The organism is Streptomyces agglomeratus (assembly GCF_001746415.1).
Classification (GTDB): Bacteria; Actinomycetota; Actinomycetes; order Streptomycetales; family Streptomycetaceae; genus Streptomyces; species Streptomyces agglomeratus.
The window spans coordinates 6,185,107-6,206,841 of record NZ_MEHJ01000001.1 but is presented as its reverse complement, the minus strand read 5'-3'; the positions used below and the strand labels follow the sequence as shown (position 1 = coordinate 6,206,841).

Genomic DNA, 21,735 nt, shown 5'->3' with positions numbered 1-21,735 from the left:
GGTGCTTGTGGCCGGTGAATTGAATGCCCTTGGAATGATCACGCAATAGCAGGTTCCTAATTCATTCCCGGCATCACCCGGACGCTCCCCGCAATTTCCCGACCGCACCGGCCGGCGAAAACTGACGGGCCGTAACGAATTCACGGTTTCCGCACAGAATCCGCACCGGGCGAGGTACGCTCCGCGGTCCCGCCGGGGTATCCGCACTCCGGCGCGTCGCCTTGACCGAGGGCGCGCGCGAGAAGATCACGAGCCTCCCTGATCCGGTCGGTGAGCTCCGGCGGCTCGACCACCTCGAAGGGGAAGCCCATCAGCAGGATGTGGATGACCAGCACGTCGAGGCTCGCCGCCCCGGTGCGCAGCAGGCAGCTGTGCTCGTCGACCGCCTCCAGCACACCGGCGCTGGGCGAGACCGCCTGCCGCGCCTCCTCCAGGGGCACCAGCAGCCGGACCACCGCCGTAGCGGCGTACGCCCCGGTGGACACGCCCTGCGAGACGTACGCCGCGAGATCACGGGCCGGGGGTTCGCGCGGGACGAAGCGCGGGCCGTGCGGGGGCGTGGGGGTGATCCGGTCCGCGCGGAACGTACGCCAGTCGGAGCGGTCCAGGTCCCAGGCGACGAGGTACCAGCGGCGCTCGGTGCACACCAGGCGGTGCGGCTCGACGGTCCGGCGGGACGAACTGCCACCGTGGTCGCGGTACTCGAAGCGCACCCGCTCGCTGTCGCGGCAGGCGTTGGCCAGTTCGGTCAGTACCGAGGCGTCGACCGTGGACGGACCGGGGCCGCGCAGCATGGGGACGGTGAAGGCGTTGAGCGCGCCGACCCGGCGGCGCAGCCGGTTCGGCAGCACCTGTTCGAGCTTGGCCAGCGCGCGTACGGACGCCTCGCCGATGCCCTCGATGCCCTGGGCGGCCGCGGTGCGCAGGCCGACCGCGACCGCGACGGCCTCCTCGTCGTCGAGGAGCAGCGGCGGCAGTTCGGCGCCCGCGCCGAGCTGGTAACCGCCGCCCGTACCGGGGCTGGCGTTGACGGGGTAGCCGAGCTCCCGCAGCCGGTCGACGTCGCGGCGCACGGTGCGCGGAGTGACGCCGAGCCGCTCGGCCAGGCCGTGGCCCGTCCATTCGCGGTGGGCCTGGAGCAGCGAGAGCAGGCGCAGCAGACGTGCCGAGGTCTCCAACATGCAGGCGAGTCTGCCAGGGCTCGAGGACAGCAACTGTCCTCGAGCCCCGGCCGCTCTCCCCATCCCGCCGGTCGCCTACTTCGCGGTGTCGAGCCGCACGCTGAGGTCGTTGTCGACGGTGAAGTACGGATACGCCGTCGTCGGCCGGGTGACCCGCGGGCCCTCGACCGGCAGCACCGGATAGCGGAAGACGCCCTTCTTGTCCCAGACGTCGTCCAGGATGCGGCCGACCCGGATCCCGTCGGCCTGCCCCGGCTCCGCGTCCGCCGGGCACAGCCACAGGTCCCACAGCCGCTGCTCGTCGCCGCGCCCCTCCGCCAGCGGCTCGTACGCCAGGGTGAAGGTGAACGTGCCGTCCTCCCGGACCGTGACCGGCTCCCGGTGCACGTCCTTCGTCGCGCCGCGCAGCCGGGCCTCGGCGACCGCGTCCCCGGCGAGCCCGGCGCCGTACAGCCGCCCCTCCAGCGTCATCGCGCCGTGCGAGAGGCTGACGGTCCCGGCTTCCGCGTGCGGCGAGCGCAGCCAGCTGCGCACCGCGAGCCGGCCGTCGACGGTCGGGTAGGGGATGCGTACGGCGACCCGGGCGCGGCCGGGGTCGGGCGCGCGGTCGACGAGCGAACGCAGGTCCCTGATGCCGGGCTCGACGCGCTGTTCCTCCGTCTCGTCGCCGTAAGCGGTGAAGACGTCCCAGCGCCCCTCGGCCAGCTCGACGGTGCTGGGCAGCACCGCCCGCAGCCGGCCCTCCCCGGCGGGGGTCAGCGGCAGCCGCACGGTGTCCGCGGCCGTGTTCCCGCCGCGCCGGCGCAGGACGAGCGCCGCGCCGGGCGACGCCTCGCCCACGATGTCGAAGGTGACGCCGCCCGCGGAGTCCGCGATGCAGTCGGCGCGCGGCGGCCCGGTGCGGGCCGGTGTGCTGGTCATGCGGTCTGCCCTTTCCGGAGCACGGAGGCGGCCTTGTGACGGAGGGAGTACGCCCCGTCGAGCACCGCTCCCCGGGAGAGGTGGAGCGCGTCGTGGAACCGGCCGCGGGAGCGCCCGTGGGAGCCGCGCGAGACCAGTTCGGTGAACAGCGCCTCATGGCGTTCGGCGATGGGCCCCGGGTCGAAGCGGGCCGAGCTTTCGAGCGCCGCCGCGCCCATGGTGCGCCGCAGGTCGTCGTCGTTGATCAGGCCGAGGAGCGCGTCGGCGACCGCGCCGGTGTCACCGACCGGCACGAGCCGTCCGTCGGACCCGTCGGTGATGATCTCGCGGGGCCCGTGCGGGCAGTCGGTCGAGACGACCGGCAGCCCGGAGCGCATCGCCTCGACGATGGTCATGCCGAAGGACTCGTGGCTGGAGGTGACGGCGGCGATCGAGCCTTTGACCCATTCGGGTTCAATGGGGTTGGCCGGTCCCATCAGGAAGACGTGGTTGTGGAGCCCGAGTTCTGCGATGAGCGCGTGCAGGGCGTCTTTCTCGTTGCCGCTCGCGTCGCCGCTGCCGTAGATGCGCAGCCGCCAGTCGGGGCGGACGGCGACGACCTTCGCGAAGGCTTCGACGAGCAGGTCGTACTGCTTGACCTTGGTGAGCCGGCCGGCCGCGACGACCCACTTGGCGCTGGAGTCGGCCGGTGCGACCAGCGGCGCGGGCACGCTGTTGGGCACGGCCTCGATGCGTACGCCGGGGAGCTTGAGGTGGGTGCGGTAGGCGTGCGCGTCGGCCTCGGTGACGGTCGTGACGGCGTCCAGCATTCCGTAACGGTGGCTCAGTTCGCGGCGCAGCCGGTAGCCGTGGCCGGCCAGGGTGAGGTGCTCCTGGCCGACGCGCACGGGGCCGCGCCGGGTCTGACGGGTGATGTGCACGTTGAGGCCCGGGCGGGTGCCGACGACGACGTCCGCCTCCGTGGACCGCAGATGGGTGGCGAGACGGGCGTCGGTGAGGCGGCTGTACTGCTTGTGCCGGCCGTCGCCCCTCGGGAAGACCTTCGCGGGGAGCGCGAACCGCTCGTCGTCGCCGTCGTATCCGTGGCTTTTCTTGCGCAGGTCCACCAGGTAGTCGAGCCGGACGCCGGCGGGTGCCCCCATCGCCGGCTCGTCGCGATGACGGAAGACCGAGACGATCTCGACGTCGTGCCGCTCGGCCAGGGTCCGGGCGAGGTTGAACGTCGTGCGGATCGTCCCCCCGATGCCGTACGCGTTGTGGAGCAGGAAAGAGATGTGCATACGCCGACGCCGACCCCCAGATCTTCGACGGACCGGTCTGTGTCCGCCTGCTTTCAGAAATGGACTGTACTGGGCGGAAACTGACTGACCCGAGCCGCATCAAATCGTTCCAATACGGTTGTCACATCGATAGCACAAGCGAGCAACCAAACCTCTGTTCCACGCATCAGGGGCGGTAGGGAAGCTGCGGAACGGTGAAGCAGTTGCGGGTCATGTCGCCCTGCGTCACCCACCCCGCCCCGTCCCGCCACCGCGCCACCGAGAGGCACGTACGGCTCGTCCGGGGCGGCTCGGCGTGCCGCTCGAACGAGACGGGGAGCAGCAGTCCGCGCGCGGTGTACGGCTCCTCCCGGTTCAGATACGCCTCGACGCACGCGCGTGTGAGCCCACGCCCGCACGACCTGGCGGCGTCCGTGAACCACATCGCGGCCGCCCAGCCCTCCAACTGCCACTGGGAGACGACCCGGTCCTCGCGCCGCGCCGCGCGCATCGCCTCGCGGAACTCCCGTACGGCCGGATGGCCCACGTCCTCGTAGTTGCGGCTGGCCCCGGTGACCCAGAGGGTGTTGCGGCAGCGCGGCGCGTCCGCGAAGTCCCCGGAAACGGCGGACGACCAGTTCTGCACATTGGTGACCTTGGCGGTGACCCGCGCACCGACCGCGTCCATCGCCTCGCACAGCTGGGCGTTGCCGTGCGTGTCCATCGCGTCGAAGACCAGGTCGACCCCACGGTCCTTCAGGTCGGCGGCCACCGCGCGGAAGTTGGGCAGCGCGAAGTCGACCTGTTCGCTGACGACCCGGTAGCCCTCGGCCTCCAGGCCCCGGGCGACCAGCCGGGCGTACGCGGCCGAGGACGCCTGGTTGTAGGAGATCACCGCGGCGGTGCGGGCGCCGTGCTCACGCTTGAAGTAGCGGTAGACCTCGGTGCCGCCGTAGAGCGTGCCGTTCCAGCCCGGCCTGCCTCCGGTGCGCGGGGCGTCGCTGCCGTAGATCCCGTACAGGTGGGGATAGGTGTCGTACGCCGGACCGATCGGCTGGCCGCCGATGTCGGGAACACCGGCGGCGGCGACCCGAGGTGCTCCCGCGTACTCCAGGGCCGTCGTGGCGACCAGCGCGAAGACCTTCCGCTCGTCGAGAAGCCGGTGCACGCAGCCGTTGTTGCCGACGCCGCTGCCGCCGTCGTCGCAGGTGAACACCTCGACCTTCCGGCCGTCGATGCCGCCGTCGGCGTTGAGCGCGTCGAAGTAGGCCAGCGCGCCGTCCCTCGGTCCGGTGAAGGCCGCTCCGCCGACCGGGCTGGTGGCGCTGGTGATGATGCCGATGCGTACCGGCCCGGCCTCCCGGGCGGGCGGGGCGCTGCGCCGGCCCTCGAAGTCGCGCTCGGGCAGCCTGCTGCCGCACGCGGCGCTCAGCAGGAGGAGCGCCACGAGCAGCAGGCATTCAGCAGCCCGGAGCAGACGCATTGCCGCTGAGCTGGACCAGCGCGCACAGGGTCTTGACGGAGACCTTCCACACCTCGTCCTGGAGGACGGCGGAACCCTTGCTGTCGGGCAGCGCGGGCTGTCCGCCGACGAGCAGGTCGTACGTCACGTCCGCCCCGGTGGCGGAGGTGAACTTCACGTCGGTGACCGTCGCCGAGGACCTCTTGGCATTCGGGTCCTTGGCGAAGGCGGTCAGCAGGGGCTGCATCCTGTCGCCGTCCTCCAGCACCTTCGCCTTGTCGTTGACCGGCGTCCCGGGATCGAAGAACGTCTTCCAGTTCTTCTCGACCTCCGCCCTGGCCGCCGCCGGGTCGGCGGGCGCGTCCCGCTCCGGTGTCGCCGGGGGGCTGGTGCCGAGGGCGGGTGAACGCGCCGGCGCCTCGGGGGCGTCGTCGTCGTCACCGCATGCCGCGGCGGCGGGTGCGAGGACGAGCATCGCGGCGGCAGCCCACGCCGCTGTTCGAGGGCGCGTGCCTCGAGAGTGTCTGCCGAGGACCATCTGGCTCACCACCGGGTGTCCGACCGGGCCGTGCGGCCCGATGCTTCCAGGGTCGGCTGCTTCTGGGCACAGTGCAACGCATCCGCCCAGGAGGGGACAGACCCGTACAACCCGCTACGTACTTCCAGGGGGTCCCGGTGCAAAGGACGCGACCGCGCGGCCGGCCGTTGTGGACCGGCCCGCGCGCCGTGCTGTGGGCCGGCCCGGCGGCGCTCGCCTGCGGGGCGGTGCTGTGCGTGATCGGCTGGTACGGCGTCTCCGGTGAGCGCTTCGCCGAGCGGCAGCTCCCGTACCTCGCCTCCTGCACCGTGCCCGGCGCGGCGCTGATCGTCGCGGGTGCGGTGTTCCTCGCGCGCGTCGGCCCGGCGTGGGCGGCGACGGAGAAGAACGCCGCCGCTGAGCCGTTGGAGGTACCGGCGCCGCCGCCGTCCGCGCGAGGCCCGCTCGTCCGGATCCCCGGCGGCACACTCCTGCACCGGCCCGACTGCCCCCTCGTCGCCGGAAAACCGGGCGCCGCGCCGCCGGACGACGCGTCCGGACTCGGCCTGTGCCCCGTCTGCGAACCGCCCGCCCCCGACGAACCCCCCGCTTCCTCCCCGGGGGCCTGACGCGGTGTCGTCGCTGACGTACGACCTGACGCTGGCGGGGCTCGCCGTGGGCAGCGCTGCGGCGCTCACCGGGATCGGACTGATCGTCACCTACCGGGCGACGGGGGTACTGAATCTGGCGCACGGTGCGAACGCCATGGTCTGCGCGTACGTCCTGCGCCAACTGGCCGTCGGATGGGACTGGCCGCTGCCCGTCGCCGCCGCGGTGACGCTGGTGGTGGTCGCGCCCGGCCTCGGGCTGCTCCTGGACCGGGCGGTGTTCCGCCCGCTGGCGGTCCTCGGCGGCGAACCGGCGCGGACCCTGGTCGCGTCGATCGGCGTATTCGTCCTCCTGGTGGGGGGCGCGGCCCTGGTGTGGGGCACGGGAGCCCGCGCGGACGCGCCCGTGCTGCTCTCCGGGGACCCGTGGGCCCAGCTCGCGGCGGTGGTGGTACTGGCGGCCCTGGTCGGCGCGGTGACCCGGTGGACGCGCTTCGGGCGCGAGCTGCGCGCGGTCGTCGACAACCGCCCGCTGGCCGCGCTGGGCGGCACCGACACGGACCGGGTGGCGGCCGCGGGCTGGGCGTTCGGCTCGTTCACGGCGGGGCTGACGGGGGTGCTCCTGGCGCCGTACGTACGCCTGGACCCGTACGGACTGCCCCTCCTCGTCGTCGAGGTGATCGCGGTGGCGGTGCTGGCGCGGATGCGGAGCCTGCCGGTCGCGGTGGTGGCGGCGCTGGCGATCGGCGTCGCTCAGGCGCAACTGACGCGCGTGCACCCGCCGTCCGGCTGGGCGGAGCCGCTCGTGCAGGCGATCGGCGCGAACCTCTTCGTGGTGGCCCTGCTGATCGCCGCCCTGACGGTGCCGGTCCCGGACACCCGCGACGCGCTCCCCCGCTCTCCGGCGCCCGCCGTCCGGGCCGCCCCGCCGGTCGCCTGGCTGGTGGCGGGTGTCCTGTTCCTCCTCCCCTTCGGCTTCGCGGGCTCGGACCTCCACACGTCCGTCCAGGTCCCGGCGCTGGCGGTGATCCTCCTCTCGCTGGTGGTGGTGACGGGCCGGGGCGGCCAGATCTCGCTGGGCCAGGCCGCGTACGCCGGTCTGGGCGCCCTGTTCACCGCCCTGCTCGCGGCGGGCCGCTTCCCCGGACTGCCCGCCGTGCCGGAACTCCCCGCCCTGGCCGTGGCGGTGGTGCTGGTGGCGCCGCTGGGCCTGCTGCTCGGCTGGCCGGCGATCGGACGCCGGGGCCTCGCCCTGGCCCTCACCACCCTGGCGTTCGGCGTCGCGGTGAGCCGGTTCGTCTTCGCGCAGCCGTACGCGACGTCGGGCCTCGGCCTGACCCGCCCGGCCGGCTTCCATTCCGACCGGGTGTACTACGCCCTGGAGCTCGCGCTGCTGGCCGCCGCCCTGCTGGCCGTGGCGGCGCTGCGCCGCGGCCGCACGGGGCGGGCGCTGGCGGCGATGCGCGACCACGAGACGGGCGCGTCGGCGGCGGGCGTCCCCGTCCCGGCCCTGAAGCTCCTCACCTTCGTCACCGGCGCGGCGCTGGCCGCCCTGGGCGGCGGCATGCTGGGCATGGGTCTGCGCGCGTTCGATCCGGCGGCATACGACCCGGTGCGCGCGTTGCTGTGGTTCGCCGCCGTGGTGGTCCTGGGCGCCGACAGCCTGCTGGGCGCGTGCGCGGCGGCGGCGCTCCTGGTGGGCGTGGACGCGGGAGTGGGGGGAGGCGCGGCGGCGGCGCTGATCGGCGTCCTGGCGGTACTGCTGGGCCACCGTCCCCTGACGGCGAGAGCCCCCGCGCGTGTGGCCACCACCGAGGCCGCCCCGGAGGCCACCGTCACCCCGGCGACCGGCGCCCCGCCGCCGGCCCCGGTCGCCGCGCACGTCGTCGGGCCCTCTCCCGGCCCGCCCCTTCCCGGGCTGGGGAAAGCCCCGCGCGGCGGCCCCGCAGCCGTGCTCCGGCGCCCGCCGCCCGCCCCCGCTCCGCGCCACCGCCCCGTCGGCGGCACCGCCTCCCCCACACCCCCTCGCCGCGCACGCCCTGCGCCTCACCTACGGCGACACGTACACCGCCCTCGACGGCGTCGGCCTCACCGTCGAGCCGGGCCGCGTCACCGCCCTGGTCGGAGCCAACGGAGCCGGCAAGAGCACCCTCTTCCACTGCCTCTGCGGCACCCTGCGCCCGGACTCCGGCCGCGTGGAGCTGAACGGCGTGGACATCACCCGCACACCCCCGCACACCCGCACCCGCCTCGGCATCGCCCGGACCTTCCAGGAGCTCGCCGTCTTCCCCTCCCTCACCGTCGAGGAGAACGTCGCGCTCGGCGCCGAGCAGGGCCACGTACGCCACGACCCCACCGCCGTGGAGGCCGTACTGCGCCTCCTGGACCTCGCGGGCCCCGTCCGCCACTGCCCGGCCGCCGCCCTGCCCACCGGCACCCTGCGCCGGGTGGAACTCGGCCGGGCGCTCGCGGGCCGCCCGCACACGCTCCTCCTCGACGAGCCCGCCGCCGGGCTCGACACGGCGGAGGCCGAACGGCTGGCCCGCGTCATGGCCGCCCTGGCGGCCGACGGCATGGCCGTGCTCGTCGTCGAACACGACCTCGACCTGGTCGCGGACATCGCCCACACCGTGCACACCATGACGGCGGGGCGCATCGCACCATGAGCAACGCCATGGAACTCCGCCGCGCCCTCGTCCGCTACGGCCCCCTGGAGGCCCTCCACGCGGTGGACCTCCCCGTCCCGGCGGGCGGCCCGCCCACCGTCCTGCTCGGCCGCAACGGCTCCGGCCGTACGACCGTCCTGCGCGCCCTCGCCGGCACCGTGCCCCTCGCCTCCGGCCGGGTCCTGTGGCACGGCACGGACATCACCCGCCTGCGCGCCCACGACCGCGCCCGCAGCGGCCTGTGCTTCGTACCCGACCGGTACGCCGTCTTCCCGTCTCTGACCGTCGCGGAGAACCTCCGGCTGGCCGCGCGGCAGGACGTCGCACCCGCCCTCACTGCCTACCCGGAGCTGCGCGGCCTGCTCTCCCGCCGCGCGGGCACCCTGTCCGGCGGTGAGCAGCGGATGCTCGCCGTCGCCCGCGCGTTCGTCTCCCGCGCCCGCGTGGTGCTCCTCGACGAACCCACACAGGGCATGGCCCCACCCCTCGCGGACCGTACGTACGCGCTGCTCGCCGCCCTCGCCCCGGCCACGACGGTCGTACTGGCGGAACAGAGGATGCCGCCCGCTCTGCTGAGCCGGACGGTGCCTCTGCCCGTCTTCGTGCACGAACTGCGCCGCGGCGCGGTCGTGTTCAGCGGTGAGGCGTCCGAGCCGAGGAACCCGCCGCCGTGACCGCGCCCGCCGGCTGCCCCTCCACCGCCGGAGCCGCAGGCACGGGCTCCCCCTTCGCCGCCGGAGCCGCAGGCACGGGCTGCCCCTTCGCAGCCGGAACGACCAGCGTCGTCCCCGTCCGGATGCGGTGCGGATCGCTGCCGATCACCGCCGCGTTGGCCCGGTGGAGCGCCTTCCAGCCGCCCTTGACGCGGTAGCGGCGGGCGATCGAGGCGAGCGTGTCACCGGCCCGCACGACATGCACCCGGCCCGAGAGGCGGTAGCGCTTCGAACAGGCGGGCCACGCCTTCCACCCCTGGTTGGCGAGCACCTTCTCCGCCACCTTGATCTGCTCGGCCCGCGTGGCGAGGTCCGCGCGCGGGGCGTACGCGAGCCCGCCGTGCTCCACCCACGTCGGATGCCAGAACTGGAGCCCGCCGTAGTAGCCGTTGCCCGTGTTGATGTGCCAGTCGCCGCCGCTCTCGCACTCGGCGAGGCAGTTCCAGGGCCACTGCGTGGCGGCGCAGCCGGCCGCGGGCGCCGCGGCGGACCCGGGTGCGGGAGGCGGCGCGGCCCGCGCGTCCGTGGGACAGAAGGCCAGCAGTACGGCGAGCAGGGCGGCCGGCACGTGGGAGGTCTGCGGCAGCTGGGGCATCGCGCCACGCTAAGCAGCCGCCCGCGCCCCGCCCCACGTGCCGCGCGGCGGACCGCGAAGCCCCACCCGGTCGGCCGACGGCGCCCGGCGGGGTACGCCGGGGCAGGTTGGTTCGATTCTGTTCCCTTCTTCGCGTGACTCCGGCGACAGCTCACCCGTTGTCTTCTTGACGAGCCGGGAACCGCCCGGCACCCGCACCGAGTCCGAGGAGCCCCCCGTGCCGCGCATGCTCGACGTCAGCGACGACGTACGCGCCGAGATCGGCAACGAAGAAGCCGACCGCCTGCTCGCCGGCGAGAACGCCCCGGGCAGCTACGACTGCACCTCCTGCCGCACGCAGGGCGACTCCGAACTGGAGCGCACGAGCACCGTGCTGTTCGTCGGGGACGAGACCGCCGTCCTCGCGTTCGCCCACGCCACCTGCATCCCCTCGCAGGTCGTCCAAGTGGCGGAGGACCAGCTCCAGGGCGCCGTACGCAGCATCACCGGCGGCGGCCCCGACCTTCCCAGCGCGGAGGAGTTCGGCGGCTCGCCGGGCCAGGCCGTGCTCGGGATCACCAGCGGTCTCGTACTGATCGACGGTCAGCTGTTCCCGGCCCTGGTCGTGGAGCCGACCGGCCCGGTCGCCCGCCCCGGCTCCGCCGGCACCACCGACGAGTTCCTCCAGCTCGTCACCGAGCAGGGGTTCCGGCCGGTCACCGACATGTCCGACGTGCCCGCCCCGCTGCCCGGCTGGTCGGTCCTGCTCGCCATGGGCCAGCTGCACGCCGTGCTCCAGCCCTCGGCCACCGGCGGCAACCCGGTCTCCTGGTGGCAGGCGCACCAGCCGCTCCAGGTCACCGACGGCTGGCGGACGGCGGCCAACAAGTCGAGCACCGTCCTGGTCTACGCCGCGCCCGCCGGTTCGATCGGCCAGCAGCCGCGCGAGGACCTGCTGCGCAACGCGCTGGAGCGGGCGGCCGCCCGTGGTGTGCTGGCCGCCGCCGCCATGCCGCTGGCCGGCACCTGACCGGCACGGGCCCCACAACAGGTCCATGCGTAACACTCACCCCCGCCGAGCAGGGAATTCCCTGCTCGGCCCGCATCCGACGGGCGCTGGGGTCGTTGGCACGTACGTGCACTCATACGACCCCTCACGCCATCAGCCGTACCAGAGCCAGATCCCCGCGATGCGCCCCTCGCGGGAGACCCGTGCCGAACCCTCGCACACCCCGATCTACGACGCGCTGTACTCGGAGTACCGCCGGTCCTTCCGGGCACTGCCCGGAGACCGCAGCGGCGAGGAGGAACTGGGGTTCACGGGCTTCGGCCAGGTGACGCGTCACGGTCAGGGCTCCGGCCCCGCGAACCACACCGGCCAGGGAACGCACGGCGCGCACACCGGTTTCTGGCGCGTCACCAGCAGCGACGGCAACGGGCGGCAGCACACCGGGAATCACCTCCCGGCCGCGCTGCCGCCCGCTCCCCGTAGGGGGTTCTAGGCCCGTCCACGGGCCGTCCGGCGTTACTTCTTGCGGCCGCGCTTCTCGCGCACCCGCACCGAGATGTGGATCGGCGTGCCATCGAAGCCGAACTCCTCGCGCAGCCGGCGCTCGATGAACCGCCGGTAGCCGGCCTCCAGGAAGCCCGAGGCGAAGAGCACGAACCGCGGCGGCTTGGCGCCCGCCTGCGTCCCGAAGAGGATGCGGGGCTGCTTGCCGCCGCGGACGGGGTGCGGGTGGGAGGCGACGATCTCGCCGAGGAAGGCGTTGAGCCTGCCGGTCGGGATGCGCGTCTCCCAGCCCGCCAGCGCCGTCTCGATCGCCGGGACCAGCTTCTCCATGTGACGGCCGGTCTGCGCCGAGACGTTCACCCGAGGCGCCCACGCGACCTGGGCGAGCTCGGTCTCGATCTCCCGCTCCAGGTAGTAGCGGCGCTCCTCGTCGAGGGTGTCCCACTTGTTGTACGCGATGACCAGCGCGCGGCCCGCTTCGACGGCCATCGTGATGATCCGCTGGTCCTGCACGCTGATGGACTCGCTGGCGTCGATCAGGACGACGGCGACCTCGGCCTTCTCGACGGCGGCGGCGGTACGCAGCGAGGCGTAGTAGTCCGCGCCCTCCTGGAGGTGGACGCGGCGCCGGATGCCGGCCGTGTCGATGAACTTCCAGGTGATGCCGCCGAGCTCGATCAGCTCGTCGACCGGGTCACGGGTGGTGCCGGCGATCTCGTTGACGACGACGCGGTCCTCGTTCGCCACCCGGTTCAGGAGCGACGACTTGCCGACGTTCGGACGGCCGATGAGCGCGATACGGCGCGGGCCGCCGGCGGCCATGCCGAAGGTCTGGGCCGGAGCCTCGGGCAGGGCCTCCAGGATGGCGTCCAGCATGTCGCCGGTGCCGCGGCCGTGCAGGGAGGAGACGGGGTGCGGCTGGCCGAGGCCGAGCGACCACAGGGCGGTCGCGTCCGCCTCGCCGCTCAGGCCGTCGACCTTGTTGGCGCAGAGCACCACGGGCTTGCCGGCCTTGCGCAGCAGCCGTACGACGGCCTCGTCGGTGTCGGTCGCGCCGACCGTGGAGTCGACGACGAACACGACCGCGTCGGCGGCCTCGATCGCGTACTCGGCCTGGGCGGCGACGGACGCGTCGATGCCGAGGACGTCCTGCTCCCAGCCGCCGGTGTCGACGATCTTGAAGCGGCGGCCCGCCCACTCGGCCTCGTACGTGACGCGGTCGCGGGTGACGCCCGGCTTGTCCTCGACGACGGCCTCGCGGCGGCCGATGATGCGGTTCACCAGGGTCGACTTGCCGACATTGGGGCGGCCGACGACGGCGAGGACCGGCAGCGGGCCGTGACCGGCTTCGCCGATCGCGCCTTCGACCTCTTCGGGGTCGAAGCCCTCCTGCGCGGCGAGCTCCATGAACTCCGCGTACTCGGCGTCGCCAAGTGCTCCGTGCTCGTCGCCGGAGTGAATCTGGTCGTTCATGAAGTCCGTTCCTCGTTCATCATCATCGATGGACCACCCGATTCGCGCGGTCCACTACTCAAGTCTCGCCTAGCGCCCGGTGAAGCGCCTGGCACTTTCCAGGTGGGCGGTCAGCCGCTCCTGGATCCGTACGGTGGCCTCGTCCAGCGCCTTGCGCGTGCGCCGTCCGCTGCCGTCGCCGGCCTCGAAGGGGTCACCGAAGACGACGTCCACGCGGCCGCGCAGCGGCGGCAGCCCCCGTATCAGCCGGCCGCGTCGCTCCGTACTGCCGAGCACCGCCACCGGGACGATCGGCGCCCCGCTGCGTACGGCGAAGTACGAGAGACCCGCGCGCAGCGACGCGAAGTCGCCCTCGCCCCTGGTGCCCTCGGGGAAGATCCCGAGCACCCCGCCGTCCGCGAGGACGCCGAGGGCGTTCGAGATCGCCGTACGGTCGGCGGTCGTGCGGTCCACCTTCAGCTGCCCGATTCCGCGCAGGAACGGGTCGAGTGGGCCGACGAACGCCTCTTTCTTGATCAGGAAGTGCACCGGACGCGGGGCGGTCCCCATCAGCATGGGACCGTCGATCATGTGCGAGTGGTTCACGGCCAGGATCACCGGGCCGCTCATGGGCACCCGCCAGGCACCCAGGACGCGGGGCTTCCACAGCCCGTACATGAGCCCGATGCCGATGCCGCGTCCGACGGCCGCACCACGCGGCGTGGGTGCGGTCACTTCGCGGCCCGCTTCCCCTCGACCAGGGTAACGACACACTCGATGACCTGCTCCAGCGTGAGGTCGCTGGTGTCGACCTCGACCGCGTCGTCCGCCTTGGCCAGTGGCGAGGTCTTGCGGCTGGAGTCGGCCGCGTCCCGCTTCAGCAGGGCCTCACGGGTCGCGGACACGTCCGCGCCCTTGAGCTCGCCGCTGCGGCGGGCGGCGCGCGCCTCGGGGGACGCGGTCAGGAAGATCTTGAGGTCCGCGTCCGGCAGGACGGTCGTACCGATGTCGCGTCCCTCGACGACGATGCCGAGCGCGGCGCCCTTGGCGATGGTCCGCTGGAGCTCGGTGATCAGGGTGCGCACCTCGGGCACGGCGCTCACGGCGCTCACCTTGGAGGTGACCTCCTGGGTGCGGATCGGCCCAGAGGCGTCGATCCCGTCGACCGTGATCGTGGGGGCGGACGGGTCGGTCCCGGAGACTATGACGGGCTTGCCCGCGGCGTCCGCGATGGCGACCGGGTCCGTGACGTCGATGCCGTTGTTCAGCATCCACCACGTGATCGCCCGGTACTGGGCGCCGGTGTCCAGGTAGCTGAGCCCGAGCTTGGCGGCGACGGCCTTGGAGGTGCTGGACTTGCCCGTGCCGGAGGGGCCGTCGATGGCGACAATCACTGCTGCCGGGGCGGTCCGGGCGGCGGTTTCCACGGTGTAGGACACCTTCCTGGTACACGGGCATGGGCGGACGGGGACCCACGGGACCCCACACAAGGTTACCGAGTCCCCGGCCCCGCCCTCGACGCCCCTACTAAGCCACCGCAAACCGGACATCGCCCCGGGTCGCGGCGCCGCTACCGGCGGATCGACCAGCCCCGTTCCCGGAGCGAGTCCATCAGCCCGGGGGCGGCCGACGGCTCGACCATCAGCTGCACCAGACCCGCCTGCTGCCCGGTCGCGTGCTCGATGCGGACGTCCTCGATGTTGACCCCCGCCCGGCCGGCGTCCGCGAAGATCCTGGCCAGCTCGCCCGGACTGTCGCTGATGAGGACCGCGACGACCTCGTACGCCGCCGGGGCGGTCCCGTGCTTGCCCGGCACGCGCTCGCGGCCCGCGTTGCCGCGCCGCAGGACGTCCTCGATGCCGTCGGCGCCGCCCCGGCGCTTGTCGTCGTCGGCGGACTGGAGGGCCCGCAGCGCCTGGACGGTCTCCTCCAGGTCGGCAGCGACGCCGGTGAGCACGTCCGCCACGGGGCCCGGGTTGGCGGAGAGGATCTCGACCCACATCCGGGGGTCGGAGGCGGCGATGCGGGTGACGTCGCGGATGCCCTGGCCGCAGAGCCGTACGGCGGTCTCGTCGGCGTCCGCGAGCCGCGCCGCGACCATGGAGGAGACGAGCTGCGGGGTGTGCGAGACGAGCGCGACCGCGCGGTCGTGGGCGTCCGCGTCCATGACCACGGGAACGGCCCGGCACAGGGCGACCAGTTCCAGCGCGAGGTTCAGGACCTCGGTGTCGGTGTCGCGGGTGGGGGTGAGGACCCAGGGGCGGCCCTCGAAGAGGTCGGCGGTCGCGGCGAGCGGACCCGAACGCTCCTTGCCGGACATCGGGTGCGTACCGATGTACGCCGTGAGGTCGCACCCCAGCGCCTCCAGCTCGCGGCGCGGTCCGCCCTTGACGCTGGCGACGTCGATGTACGCGCGGGCGATCCCCCGCCCCATGGCGTCGGCCAGCGTCGCGGCCACGTGTGCGGGCGGCACGGCGACAACGGCGAGGTCGACGGGGCCTTCCGGCGCCTCGTCGGTGCCGGCGCCGAGGGCCGCGGCGGTGTGGGCCTGCGCCGGGTCGTGGTCGGTGAGGTGGACGGTGACGCCCCGCCCGGCGAGCGCGAGGGCCGCGGACGTGCCGATCAGGCCGGTTCCGATGACGAGAGCAGTTCTCACTGGGCGATGTCCTTGCGGAGGGCGGCGGCGGCGCCGAGGTAGACGTGGGAGACCGAGGACTTGGGCAGGCTGGACTCGACGTGCGCGAGGACACGCACGACACGGGGCATGGCCCCGGATATGTCGAGTTCCTGGGCGCAGATCAGTGGTACGTCGACGATGCCGAGCTTGCGCGCCGCGGCGGCCGGGAAGTCGCTGTGCAGATCCGGGGTGGCGGTGAACCAGATGCTGATGAGATCGTCCGGGGTGAGCCCGTTGCGCTCCAGGACGGCCGTGAGCAGTTCGCTGACCCGCTCGTCCATGTGCCCGGCCTCGTCCCGCTCCAGCTGGACGGCCCCGCGCACCGCTCGTACTGCCACGTCGTGCTCCTCGTTCCCGTGCCTCATGTGCCTCTGCGTGATCCAGCCTAGTTGGGCGCGGTGGAGCGGGGCCCTGCGCATTCCGCGGGGTGAGACACGCGAACCCGGCCGCCGGGTGCTTCTCCTGCGGACCGATGCGCGCGAAGATGCTGGCCTTCGCGCCGAATGTCCGGAGCGAAGGGTGAGGAGCACGTGATGGGCAAGGGTACGAGCCGCCGGGCGGTCCTCTCGGCCGGCGCAGCCGTGGCGGGCGCCGCCCTGACGGTCGGCTGCGGCAACGGGGAGGGCGGCGGGGAAGCCGACGAGACGCGGCCGACGGCCTCCGAGCCGTCCGCGCCGACCGGCGAGTCCCCTTCCGCCGGGGAAACCCCTTCGGCGGGGGAGACGACGCCCGGGGGCGGCCGGCCTCTCGCCAGTACCTCCGAGATCCCGGTCGGCGGCGGCAAGATCTTCGACGGCGAGAAGGTCGTGGTGACGCAGCCGGAGGAAGGCACTTTCAGGGCCTTCTCCGCCATCTGCACCCATCAGGGCTGCACGGTCGGCAGCGTCGAGGGCGGCACCATCAACTGCCCCTGCCACGGCAGCAAGTTCCGCGTCGCGGACGCCTCGGTCGCGAGCGGCCCGGCGCGCAGGCCGCTCCCCCCGCAGCAGATCACCGTGGAAAGCGGTTCGATCCGGCTGCCCTGACTGCGGCACAATCCCGGGCATGATCCCGCCCGCCGCCCCCGACCCGACGACTGCCGATTCGACGACTGCCGATTCGACGACCGCCCATCCGGCCAACGCCGACCCGGCCACCGCCGGCGGGCCCGCCGTCCCCGCTTCCTCGGCGCCGACGCCCGAAGAGCTCGTACGCCATCACACCGTGTACTCCTGCGTGATGGGCTCGCGCGCCTTCGGGCTGGCGACGGACGACAGCGACACCGACCGGCGCGGCGTCTTCCTCGCGCCGACACCGCTGTTCTGGCGCTTCGAGAAGCCGCCGACGCATGTCGAGGGGCCGGCGCGGGAGCAGTTCTCCTGGGAACTGGAACGATTCTGTGAGCTGGCCCTGCGGGCCAACCCGAACATCCTTGAGTGCCTGCACTCCCCCCTCGTCGAGCACGCCGACGCCACCGGCCGCGAGCTGCTCGCCCTGCGCGGCGCGTTCCTCTCCCGCCGGGTCCACCAGACGTTCGCGCGGTACGCCGCCGGCCAGCACAAGAAGCTGATGGCGGACGTACGGCAGCACGGCGCCCCTCGCTGGAAGCACGCCATGCACCTGCTGCGGCTCCTCGGCAGCTGCCGCGATCTGCTGCGTACGGGCGAGCTGGTGACCGACGTCGGCGAGGACCGCGGGCGGCTGCTCGCCGTCAAGCGCGGGGAGGTCGGGTGGCCGGAGGTCGAACGCCGGATGGAGGTTCTCGCGGCGGAGGCGGACGAGGCAGTGGCGAAGAGCCCTCTCCGGGCGGAGCCGGACCGCCCGCGCGTGGAGGACTTCCTGCTGCGCACCCGCCGCGCCTCAGCGCACTGAGACGGCGGCGGGCGTGGTCACGGCGTCGCCGAGCCTCGCCCGTACGACGAAGTCGTCCAGCCGCTCGTACGCCGTCGCCTCGGCCGGAAGCCGGGACGCCGCCTGCGCCTCGTCGAGGACGCCGTGGAGTGCTTCGGTGTCCTCGCGCAGGCGCTCGCGGTCCGGCCCGGTGGCCGTGCCGTGTTCCGCCTCCGCCTTCTGCGCGACGAGCTCCGGCAGGTACGCCGGGGCGTCCACCCGGTTCCGCAGCGTGGGCAGATGGGCCAGCACCTCGCCGCTGCGCATCAGATGGATGCCGGTCAGCAGCGCCCGGAAGGTGTAGAGCAGCGGCTTCAGTTCGCCGGTCTTCTCGAAGAGCCGCCACTGCGTGCCCGCGAAACCCCGGTAGTGGTGCGCGTGGTGGCTGGTCAGGACGGCGGGCGCCAGCTCCACCAGCTCCGCGTGCGCGTCCGTCGTACGCACGACCAGGGGCGACAGCAACTGCTCCAGCACATAGCCGTTGCGGCGCAGCATCAGCCGCACGAACTTGCGCAGGTCGTGCGTGACCAGGTCCATCTCCACCCCGTCGCGCACCCACATGCGACCGCGTGTCTCCTCGGGCTCGTCCAGGCCGACGAGGTCCGCCGCGGGCAGCAGGTGCGTACCGCGCAGGTCGACGTCGGAGTCGCGGGACGGGAACCCGTAGAGGTGGGCTCCGGAGACGGTCGCGAACAGCAGGGGGTCGGTCTCCTCGGCGAGGACGGGGGCGAGGTCGGTGTCCGGCAGCCCGGCCTCGCGCAGGCGCTTCTCGTACGCGTTCATCGGTCAAGCGTCCCAGAGCGCGCCCAGGGCCAGCAGCTCGGTCCGGTACTCGATGCGCTGTGCCCACTCGGCCGGCCACGCGGCCGCGCCCAGGTGCGCTCCCGCGAAGGCTCCCGCGAGGCAGGCGATCGAGTCCGAGTCGCCCTTCGTGCATGCGGCGCGGCGCAGCGCGGTGAGCGGCTCCTCGGGGAAGAGGAGGAAGCACAGCAGCGCGGTCGCGAGGGCCTCCTCCGCGATCCAGCCGTCGCCCGTCGCCAGGCAGGGGTCGGTCTCCGGCGACGGTGTGCGCAGGGCCGCCGCGAGCCGCTCCAGTACGGCCAGGCACTCGTCCCAGCCGCGCGCGACGAAGTCCTCGGGCGACGCGTCGTGGGCGTGCGTCCACAGGCCGCCGAGCCAGCGCTCGTGGTACCGGAGGCGGTTCTCGTACGCGTACGAACGGAGCAGCCCCACCAGTCCGGTGGGCTCCGCCCCCTGGGCGAGCAGACGCACGGCGTGCGCCGTCAGGTCGCTCGCCGCCAGTGCGGTGGGGTGGCCGTGGGTGAGCGCCGACTGCAACTGGGCGGCCCCGGCGCGCTGCTCGTCGCTCAGCCCCGGTACGAGCCCGACCGGCGCGACCCGCATGTTGGCCCCGCACCCTTTGGAGCCGAGCCGGCTGGCCTGCTGCCACGGCCGGTCGCTGTCGAGCAGCCGGCAGGCGACGAGGCAGGTGTTGCCGGGGGCCCGGTTGTTGTCGGGCGAGTGGTACCAGTCGACGAATTCCTCGCGTACGGGGCGCACCAGCCGCGGCGGCCCGAGTACACCGCGCTCCATGGCGGTCCGTATCCCGCGTCCCAGCGCGAGCGTCATCTGGGTGTCGTCCGTGACGATCGCCGGCGACGGCAGCTCCATCTCCCGCCACGGACCGCACTTCGCGAGGATCGCGGGTACGTCGTTGAACTCGGTCGGGTAGCCCAACGCGTCGCCCAGCGCGAGCCCCACGAGGGCTCCGGTGGCTGCCTGCTTCATTCGGACCGTTCTCCTTCGGATCGTCGTTCGGGGCGCAGAAGTGCGGGATGCAGGGTGGTGGCGGTCCCCGCCCGGTAGAGCGCGGCGGGTTTGCCGCGTCCTCCGGTACGCCGGGGCGCCCCCTCCACCGGCTCCACGAAGCCGGGCGAGGCCAGCACCTTGCGCCGGAAGTTGGGCCGGTCCAGCTCGACGCCCCAGACCGTCTCGTACACCTGCTGGAGCTCGCCCAGGGTGAACTCGGGCGGGCAGAAGGCGGTGGCCAGGCAGGTGTACTCGAGCTTGGCGCGGATGCGCTCCCGCGCGTCCGCGATGATCCGCGCGTGGTCGAAGGCGAGCTCCGGCAGGGCGCCGACGGGCGTCCACTGCGCGTGCGCCGCGTCGCCGCCGCCGCGCGGCTCGGGCAGGCCGGGCACGAGCGCGGTGTACCCGACCGAGACGACGCGCATGCGGGGGTCGCGGTCGGGGTCGCTGTACGTACGCAGCTGCTCCAGGTGGAGCGCGGCGGCGGACTCCTGCGACAGACCGGTCTCCTCCGCCAGTTCGCGGCGGGCGGCGTCCTCGGCGCACTCCCGGGGCAGTATGAAGCCGCCCGGGAGCGCCCAGGCCCCGGCGTACGGGTCCTGGCCGCGCCGGATCAGCAGGACGTGCAGGCGGCTCTCGCGGACGGTGAAGACGGCGAGGTCGACGGTCACGGCGAACGGCTCGAAAGCGTGCGGGTCGTAGGGCGTCCGGCCGTTCTCGTTCATCGCTTCTCCGGCAGTGGATCGGTGAAGCCCCATCCTCCGGCGAGCAGCGCGTCGACGGCGGCCACGGCGGCCGCGAGCCGTTCCTCGTGCGGTCCGCGGAGCGTGACGAAGGGGCGCCCGGTACGGGTGAGTTCCTCGCGGAAGCGTTCCGTCATCCACGGCCGCAGGTGTTCGCCGTCGCGCAGGCCGTCGTCCTCGAAGGGCACGTCCGTGTGGTCGGTGAGCAGCCACAGGTCCTGGCCGCCGCGTGCGGCGATGCGGGCGACTTCAGGGCTGGGCCCGCCGAGGTAGCGCTCGTGCCACACCGTGGTGGCGAAGGCGTCGGTGTCACAGAACAGCACGGGAGAGCCCGTCCCGGCCGCCGCGTCCTCGGTTTCGCACTGCCGCCGCGCGATCAGCGGGAACTCCTCCGTGCCGAAGACGACGTCCGTCCAGTCGGCTTCCGGGCGCTCCGCGCGCAGGGCGGCCAGCTTCCGCTCGCTGTACTCCCTGCCGTACTCGGGAACGCACTTCGTGTGTTCCCAGACGCCGCCGCGGGCCCGGTAGTGGTCGGTGAGCGCCCGTGCCATGGTCGTGGTCCCGGTCGACTCGGCCCCCAGGACGACGACGCGCCGGGCGAGGGCGGCCCGTACGGGCGTCTCCAGGAAGTCCCAGTGGCGGACGGGGTCCGCGCGTACGGCCGTTCCCGAGACGGGGAAGGCCGTACGGTCCGGGTCGACGCACACCGCGTCCGCGCCGAAGCGCCGGCCCAGCTCCTCGCCGTACGCCTCCGAGGTGAAGACGGCGTCGACGGCCCCGGGAACGGCGGCCAGGAAGACCGCCATGTGCGCGTCCCACACGGCGGGATCGGTGATGTCGACGGGGATGTCGTCCACGGCCCCTACGACATCGGCGTCCGGGTGCGCGGCCCGCATCCACGCCACCCTCTCGTCGAGCGGGACGGATTCGACGGACGAGGCGCACACGAGAACGGTGAGCCGTTCGCAGCGTTCCCGTGCGGTGCGCACGAGGTGGTGGTGTCCGGCGTGCGGCGGATAGAACTTCCCGAGCACGAGGCCGTGCTTGTAGTCCGTCATACGGCGGCCCGCACAACGGGCTGTTCCCGGGAAGCGCCGCCGCGCCGCCAGTTGATCAGCCCGAGAACGCACAGGGCCATGAAACCGACGTAGAGCAGGGAGGTCAGGTACAGCCCCTTGTAGGCGTACAGCGGGACGTACACGACGTCCGCCGCGATCCACAGCCACCACGATTCGAGGCGCTTCCTGCACTGCCCGTACGTCGCCATCAGGGAGAGCGCGGTCGTCAGGGCGTCCCAGAAGGGAACGGTCGAATCGGTGGCGCGGTCGAGGAGCAGCGTGAGGGCCAGGGTCCCCACCGCCCCCGCCGCCACCAGCCAGGTCCACTCGGTGCGGCTGGTGCGCCGTACCGGGAGGGAGGAGGAGCCTGGTCCACCCCCGTGGGTCCAGGTCCACCAGCCGTAGGCGGCGAGGGTGATGAAGACGACCTGCAAGCCGGCGTCGGCGTACAGGCCCGCCTGGGTGAAGAGGAGGACGAAGAAGATGTTGTTGGCGATGCCGATCGGCCAGTTGGCGATGTGCTGCCGGGCGACGAGCCAGACGCAGAGCGCCCCACTGCCGAACCCGAGTACTTCCGTCCAGCTCACCGGTGTGTCCAGGACGGTCACCAGCGGCTGCTGCAACGGCCCGAGTATGTCCGCGAGACTCACGCCCGCCCCCTTAGTAGTCAGGATGACTATAAAGGCGCGGGGGGCTGTTCCACAAGCGGCAAA

At 73.2% G+C, this 21,735-nt stretch carries 22 protein-coding genes and 1 pseudogene; 7 read left to right on the top strand and 16 right to left on the bottom strand.

All coding sequences use genetic code 11. The features are described from left to right. Window positions 1-140: 140 nt before the first annotated feature. The 5 genes from AS594_RS27100 to AS594_RS27080 form a co-directional block, all read right to left on the bottom strand. Complete coding sequence (locus tag AS594_RS27100; protein WP_079148758.1) at window positions 141-1,181, bottom strand: helix-turn-helix transcriptional regulator; 1,041 nt, start codon at window positions 1,179-1,181, stop codon at window positions 141-143. Between the two features lie 75 nt (window positions 1,182-1,256). After that, window positions 1,257-2,102: a transcriptional regulator domain-containing protein gene (locus AS594_RS27095; protein ID WP_069929467.1), complete on the bottom strand. Its 846-nt coding sequence runs from the start codon at window positions 2,100-2,102 to the stop codon at window positions 1,257-1,259. Further along, window positions 2,099-3,382 carry a glycosyltransferase family 4 protein gene (locus tag AS594_RS27090; RefSeq protein WP_069929466.1) on the bottom strand — a complete coding sequence of 428 codons (1,284 nt, stop codon included), beginning with the start codon at window positions 3,380-3,382 and terminating at the stop codon, window positions 2,099-2,101. The genes AS594_RS27095 and AS594_RS27090 overlap by 4 nt, the downstream gene beginning before the upstream one ends. Before the next feature lie 166 nt (window positions 3,383-3,548). Further along, window positions 3,549-4,844, bottom strand: a complete 1,296-nt coding sequence (locus AS594_RS27085) for an ABC transporter substrate-binding protein (protein WP_069935445.1) — start codon at window positions 4,842-4,844, stop codon at window positions 3,549-3,551. Further along, on the bottom strand, window positions 4,822-5,298 hold the full coding sequence (locus AS594_RS27080) for an MTB12 C-terminal domain-containing protein (RefSeq protein WP_338120184.1): 477 nt from the start codon (window positions 5,296-5,298) through the stop codon (window positions 4,822-4,824). The genes AS594_RS27085 and AS594_RS27080 overlap by 23 nt, the downstream gene beginning before the upstream one ends. Window positions 5,299-5,498: 200 nt before the next feature. Here AS594_RS27080 and AS594_RS27075 point away from each other — a divergent pair, with 200 nt between their 5' ends. The 3 genes and pseudogenes from AS594_RS27075 to AS594_RS27065 all read left to right on the top strand — a co-directional run bounded on the left by AS594_RS27075 (window position 5,499) and on the right by AS594_RS27065 (window position 9,288). Further along, complete coding sequence (locus tag AS594_RS27075) at window positions 5,499-5,969, top strand: hypothetical protein (protein WP_240509094.1); 471 nt, start codon at window positions 5,499-5,501, stop codon at window positions 5,967-5,969. Window positions 5,970-5,973: 4 nt separating this feature from the next. After that, window positions 5,974-8,614: pseudogene (locus AS594_RS47965) on the top strand (ABC transporter permease subunit). Further along, entirely contained in the window at window positions 8,611-9,288 is a 678-nt protein-coding gene (locus tag AS594_RS27065) for an ATP-binding cassette domain-containing protein (RefSeq protein ID WP_069929461.1), read from the top strand. The pseudogene AS594_RS47965 and the gene AS594_RS27065 overlap by 4 nt, the downstream one beginning before the upstream one ends. Here AS594_RS27065 and AS594_RS41320 read toward each other — a convergent pair. Then, window positions 9,248-9,922 carry a transglycosylase family protein gene (locus tag AS594_RS41320; protein WP_079144385.1) on the bottom strand — a complete coding sequence of 225 codons (675 nt, stop codon included), beginning with the start codon at window positions 9,920-9,922 and terminating at the stop codon, window positions 9,248-9,250. The two genes, AS594_RS27065 and AS594_RS41320, sit on opposite strands and share 41 nt — an antisense overlap. 217 nt (window positions 9,923-10,139) lie before the next feature. Here AS594_RS41320 and AS594_RS27055 point away from each other — a divergent pair, with 217 nt between their 5' ends. Both AS594_RS27055 and AS594_RS27050 read left to right on the top strand, forming a co-directional pair. Continuing rightward, complete coding sequence (locus AS594_RS27055; RefSeq protein WP_069929460.1) at window positions 10,140-10,931, top strand: hypothetical protein; 792 nt, start codon at window positions 10,140-10,142, stop codon at window positions 10,929-10,931. 106 nt (window positions 10,932-11,037) lie between these two features. Then, window positions 11,038-11,403, top strand: coding sequence for a hypothetical protein (locus AS594_RS27050; RefSeq protein WP_069929459.1), 366 nt, complete (start codon window positions 11,038-11,040; stop codon window positions 11,401-11,403). Window positions 11,404-11,426: 23 nt separating this feature from the next. Here AS594_RS27050 and der read toward each other — a convergent pair whose 3' ends face one another. The 5 genes from der to aroH all read right to left on the bottom strand — a co-directional run bounded on the left by der (window position 11,427) and on the right by aroH (window position 15,881). Further along, window positions 11,427-12,887: a ribosome biogenesis GTPase Der gene (gene der, locus AS594_RS27045; protein ID WP_069929458.1), complete on the bottom strand. Its 1,461-nt coding sequence runs from the start codon at window positions 12,885-12,887 to the stop codon at window positions 11,427-11,429. A gap of 69 nt (window positions 12,888-12,956) precedes the next feature. Then, window positions 12,957-13,544, bottom strand: a complete 588-nt coding sequence (locus AS594_RS27040; RefSeq protein ID WP_079144812.1) for a lysophospholipid acyltransferase family protein — start codon at window positions 13,542-13,544, stop codon at window positions 12,957-12,959. Window positions 13,545-13,597: 53 nt separating this feature from the next. Next, window positions 13,598-14,305 (bottom strand): (d)CMP kinase, encoded by a 708-nt coding sequence (cmk, locus tag AS594_RS27035; RefSeq protein ID WP_069929456.1) that lies wholly within the window; start codon window positions 14,303-14,305, stop codon window positions 13,598-13,600. A gap of 131 nt (window positions 14,306-14,436) precedes the next feature. Further along, entirely contained in the window at window positions 14,437-15,522 is a 1,086-nt protein-coding gene (locus AS594_RS27030) for a prephenate dehydrogenase (protein ID WP_069935443.1), read from the bottom strand. Further along, window positions 15,519-15,881: a chorismate mutase gene (gene aroH / locus AS594_RS27025; protein WP_069930816.1), complete on the bottom strand. Its 363-nt coding sequence runs from the start codon at window positions 15,879-15,881 to the stop codon at window positions 15,519-15,521. Before aroH ends, AS594_RS27030 begins: the two co-directional genes overlap by 4 nt. Before the next feature lie 195 nt (window positions 15,882-16,076). Between aroH and AS594_RS27020 the strand changes: the two genes are divergently transcribed. Together AS594_RS27020 and AS594_RS27015 are read left to right on the top strand one after the other, a co-directional pair. Then, on the top strand, window positions 16,077-16,568 hold the full coding sequence (locus AS594_RS27020) for a Rieske (2Fe-2S) protein (RefSeq protein ID WP_069935442.1): 492 nt from the start codon (window positions 16,077-16,079) through the stop codon (window positions 16,566-16,568). Window positions 16,569-16,587: 19 nt separating this feature from the next. Beyond that, the gene (locus tag AS594_RS27015; RefSeq protein WP_079148757.1) at window positions 16,588-17,394 is read left to right on the top strand and encodes a nucleotidyltransferase domain-containing protein; all 807 of its coding nucleotides are present in this window, start codon (window positions 16,588-16,590) and stop codon (window positions 17,392-17,394) included. Here AS594_RS27015 and AS594_RS27010 read toward each other — a convergent pair. From AS594_RS27010 to pnuC, 5 genes are read right to left on the bottom strand one after another with little or no spacing between them, the layout of a single operon-like run. Continuing rightward, window positions 17,383-18,195, bottom strand: a complete 813-nt coding sequence (locus AS594_RS27010; RefSeq protein ID WP_069935441.1) for a nucleotidyltransferase domain-containing protein — start codon at window positions 18,193-18,195, stop codon at window positions 17,383-17,385. The two genes, AS594_RS27015 and AS594_RS27010, sit on opposite strands and share 12 nt — an antisense overlap. Before the next feature lie 3 nt (window positions 18,196-18,198). Beyond that, a complete protein-coding gene (locus AS594_RS27005; RefSeq protein ID WP_069935440.1) occupies window positions 18,199-19,200 on the bottom strand; it encodes an ADP-ribosylglycohydrolase family protein in 1,002 nt (333 codons plus the stop codon). Further along, entirely contained in the window at window positions 19,197-19,946 is a 750-nt protein-coding gene (locus AS594_RS27000; RefSeq protein ID WP_079148756.1) for an NUDIX hydrolase, read from the bottom strand. The genes AS594_RS27005 and AS594_RS27000 overlap by 4 nt, the downstream gene beginning before the upstream one ends. Further along, on the bottom strand, window positions 19,943-21,022 hold the full coding sequence (locus AS594_RS26995; RefSeq protein ID WP_069929451.1) for an AAA family ATPase: 1,080 nt from the start codon (window positions 21,020-21,022) through the stop codon (window positions 19,943-19,945). Before AS594_RS26995 ends, AS594_RS27000 begins: the two co-directional genes overlap by 4 nt. After that, entirely contained in the window at window positions 21,019-21,672 is a 654-nt protein-coding gene (pnuC, locus tag AS594_RS26990; RefSeq protein ID WP_069932154.1) for a nicotinamide riboside transporter PnuC, read from the bottom strand. Before pnuC ends, AS594_RS26995 begins: the two co-directional genes overlap by 4 nt. Between the last annotated feature and the right edge of the window lie 63 nt (window positions 21,673-21,735).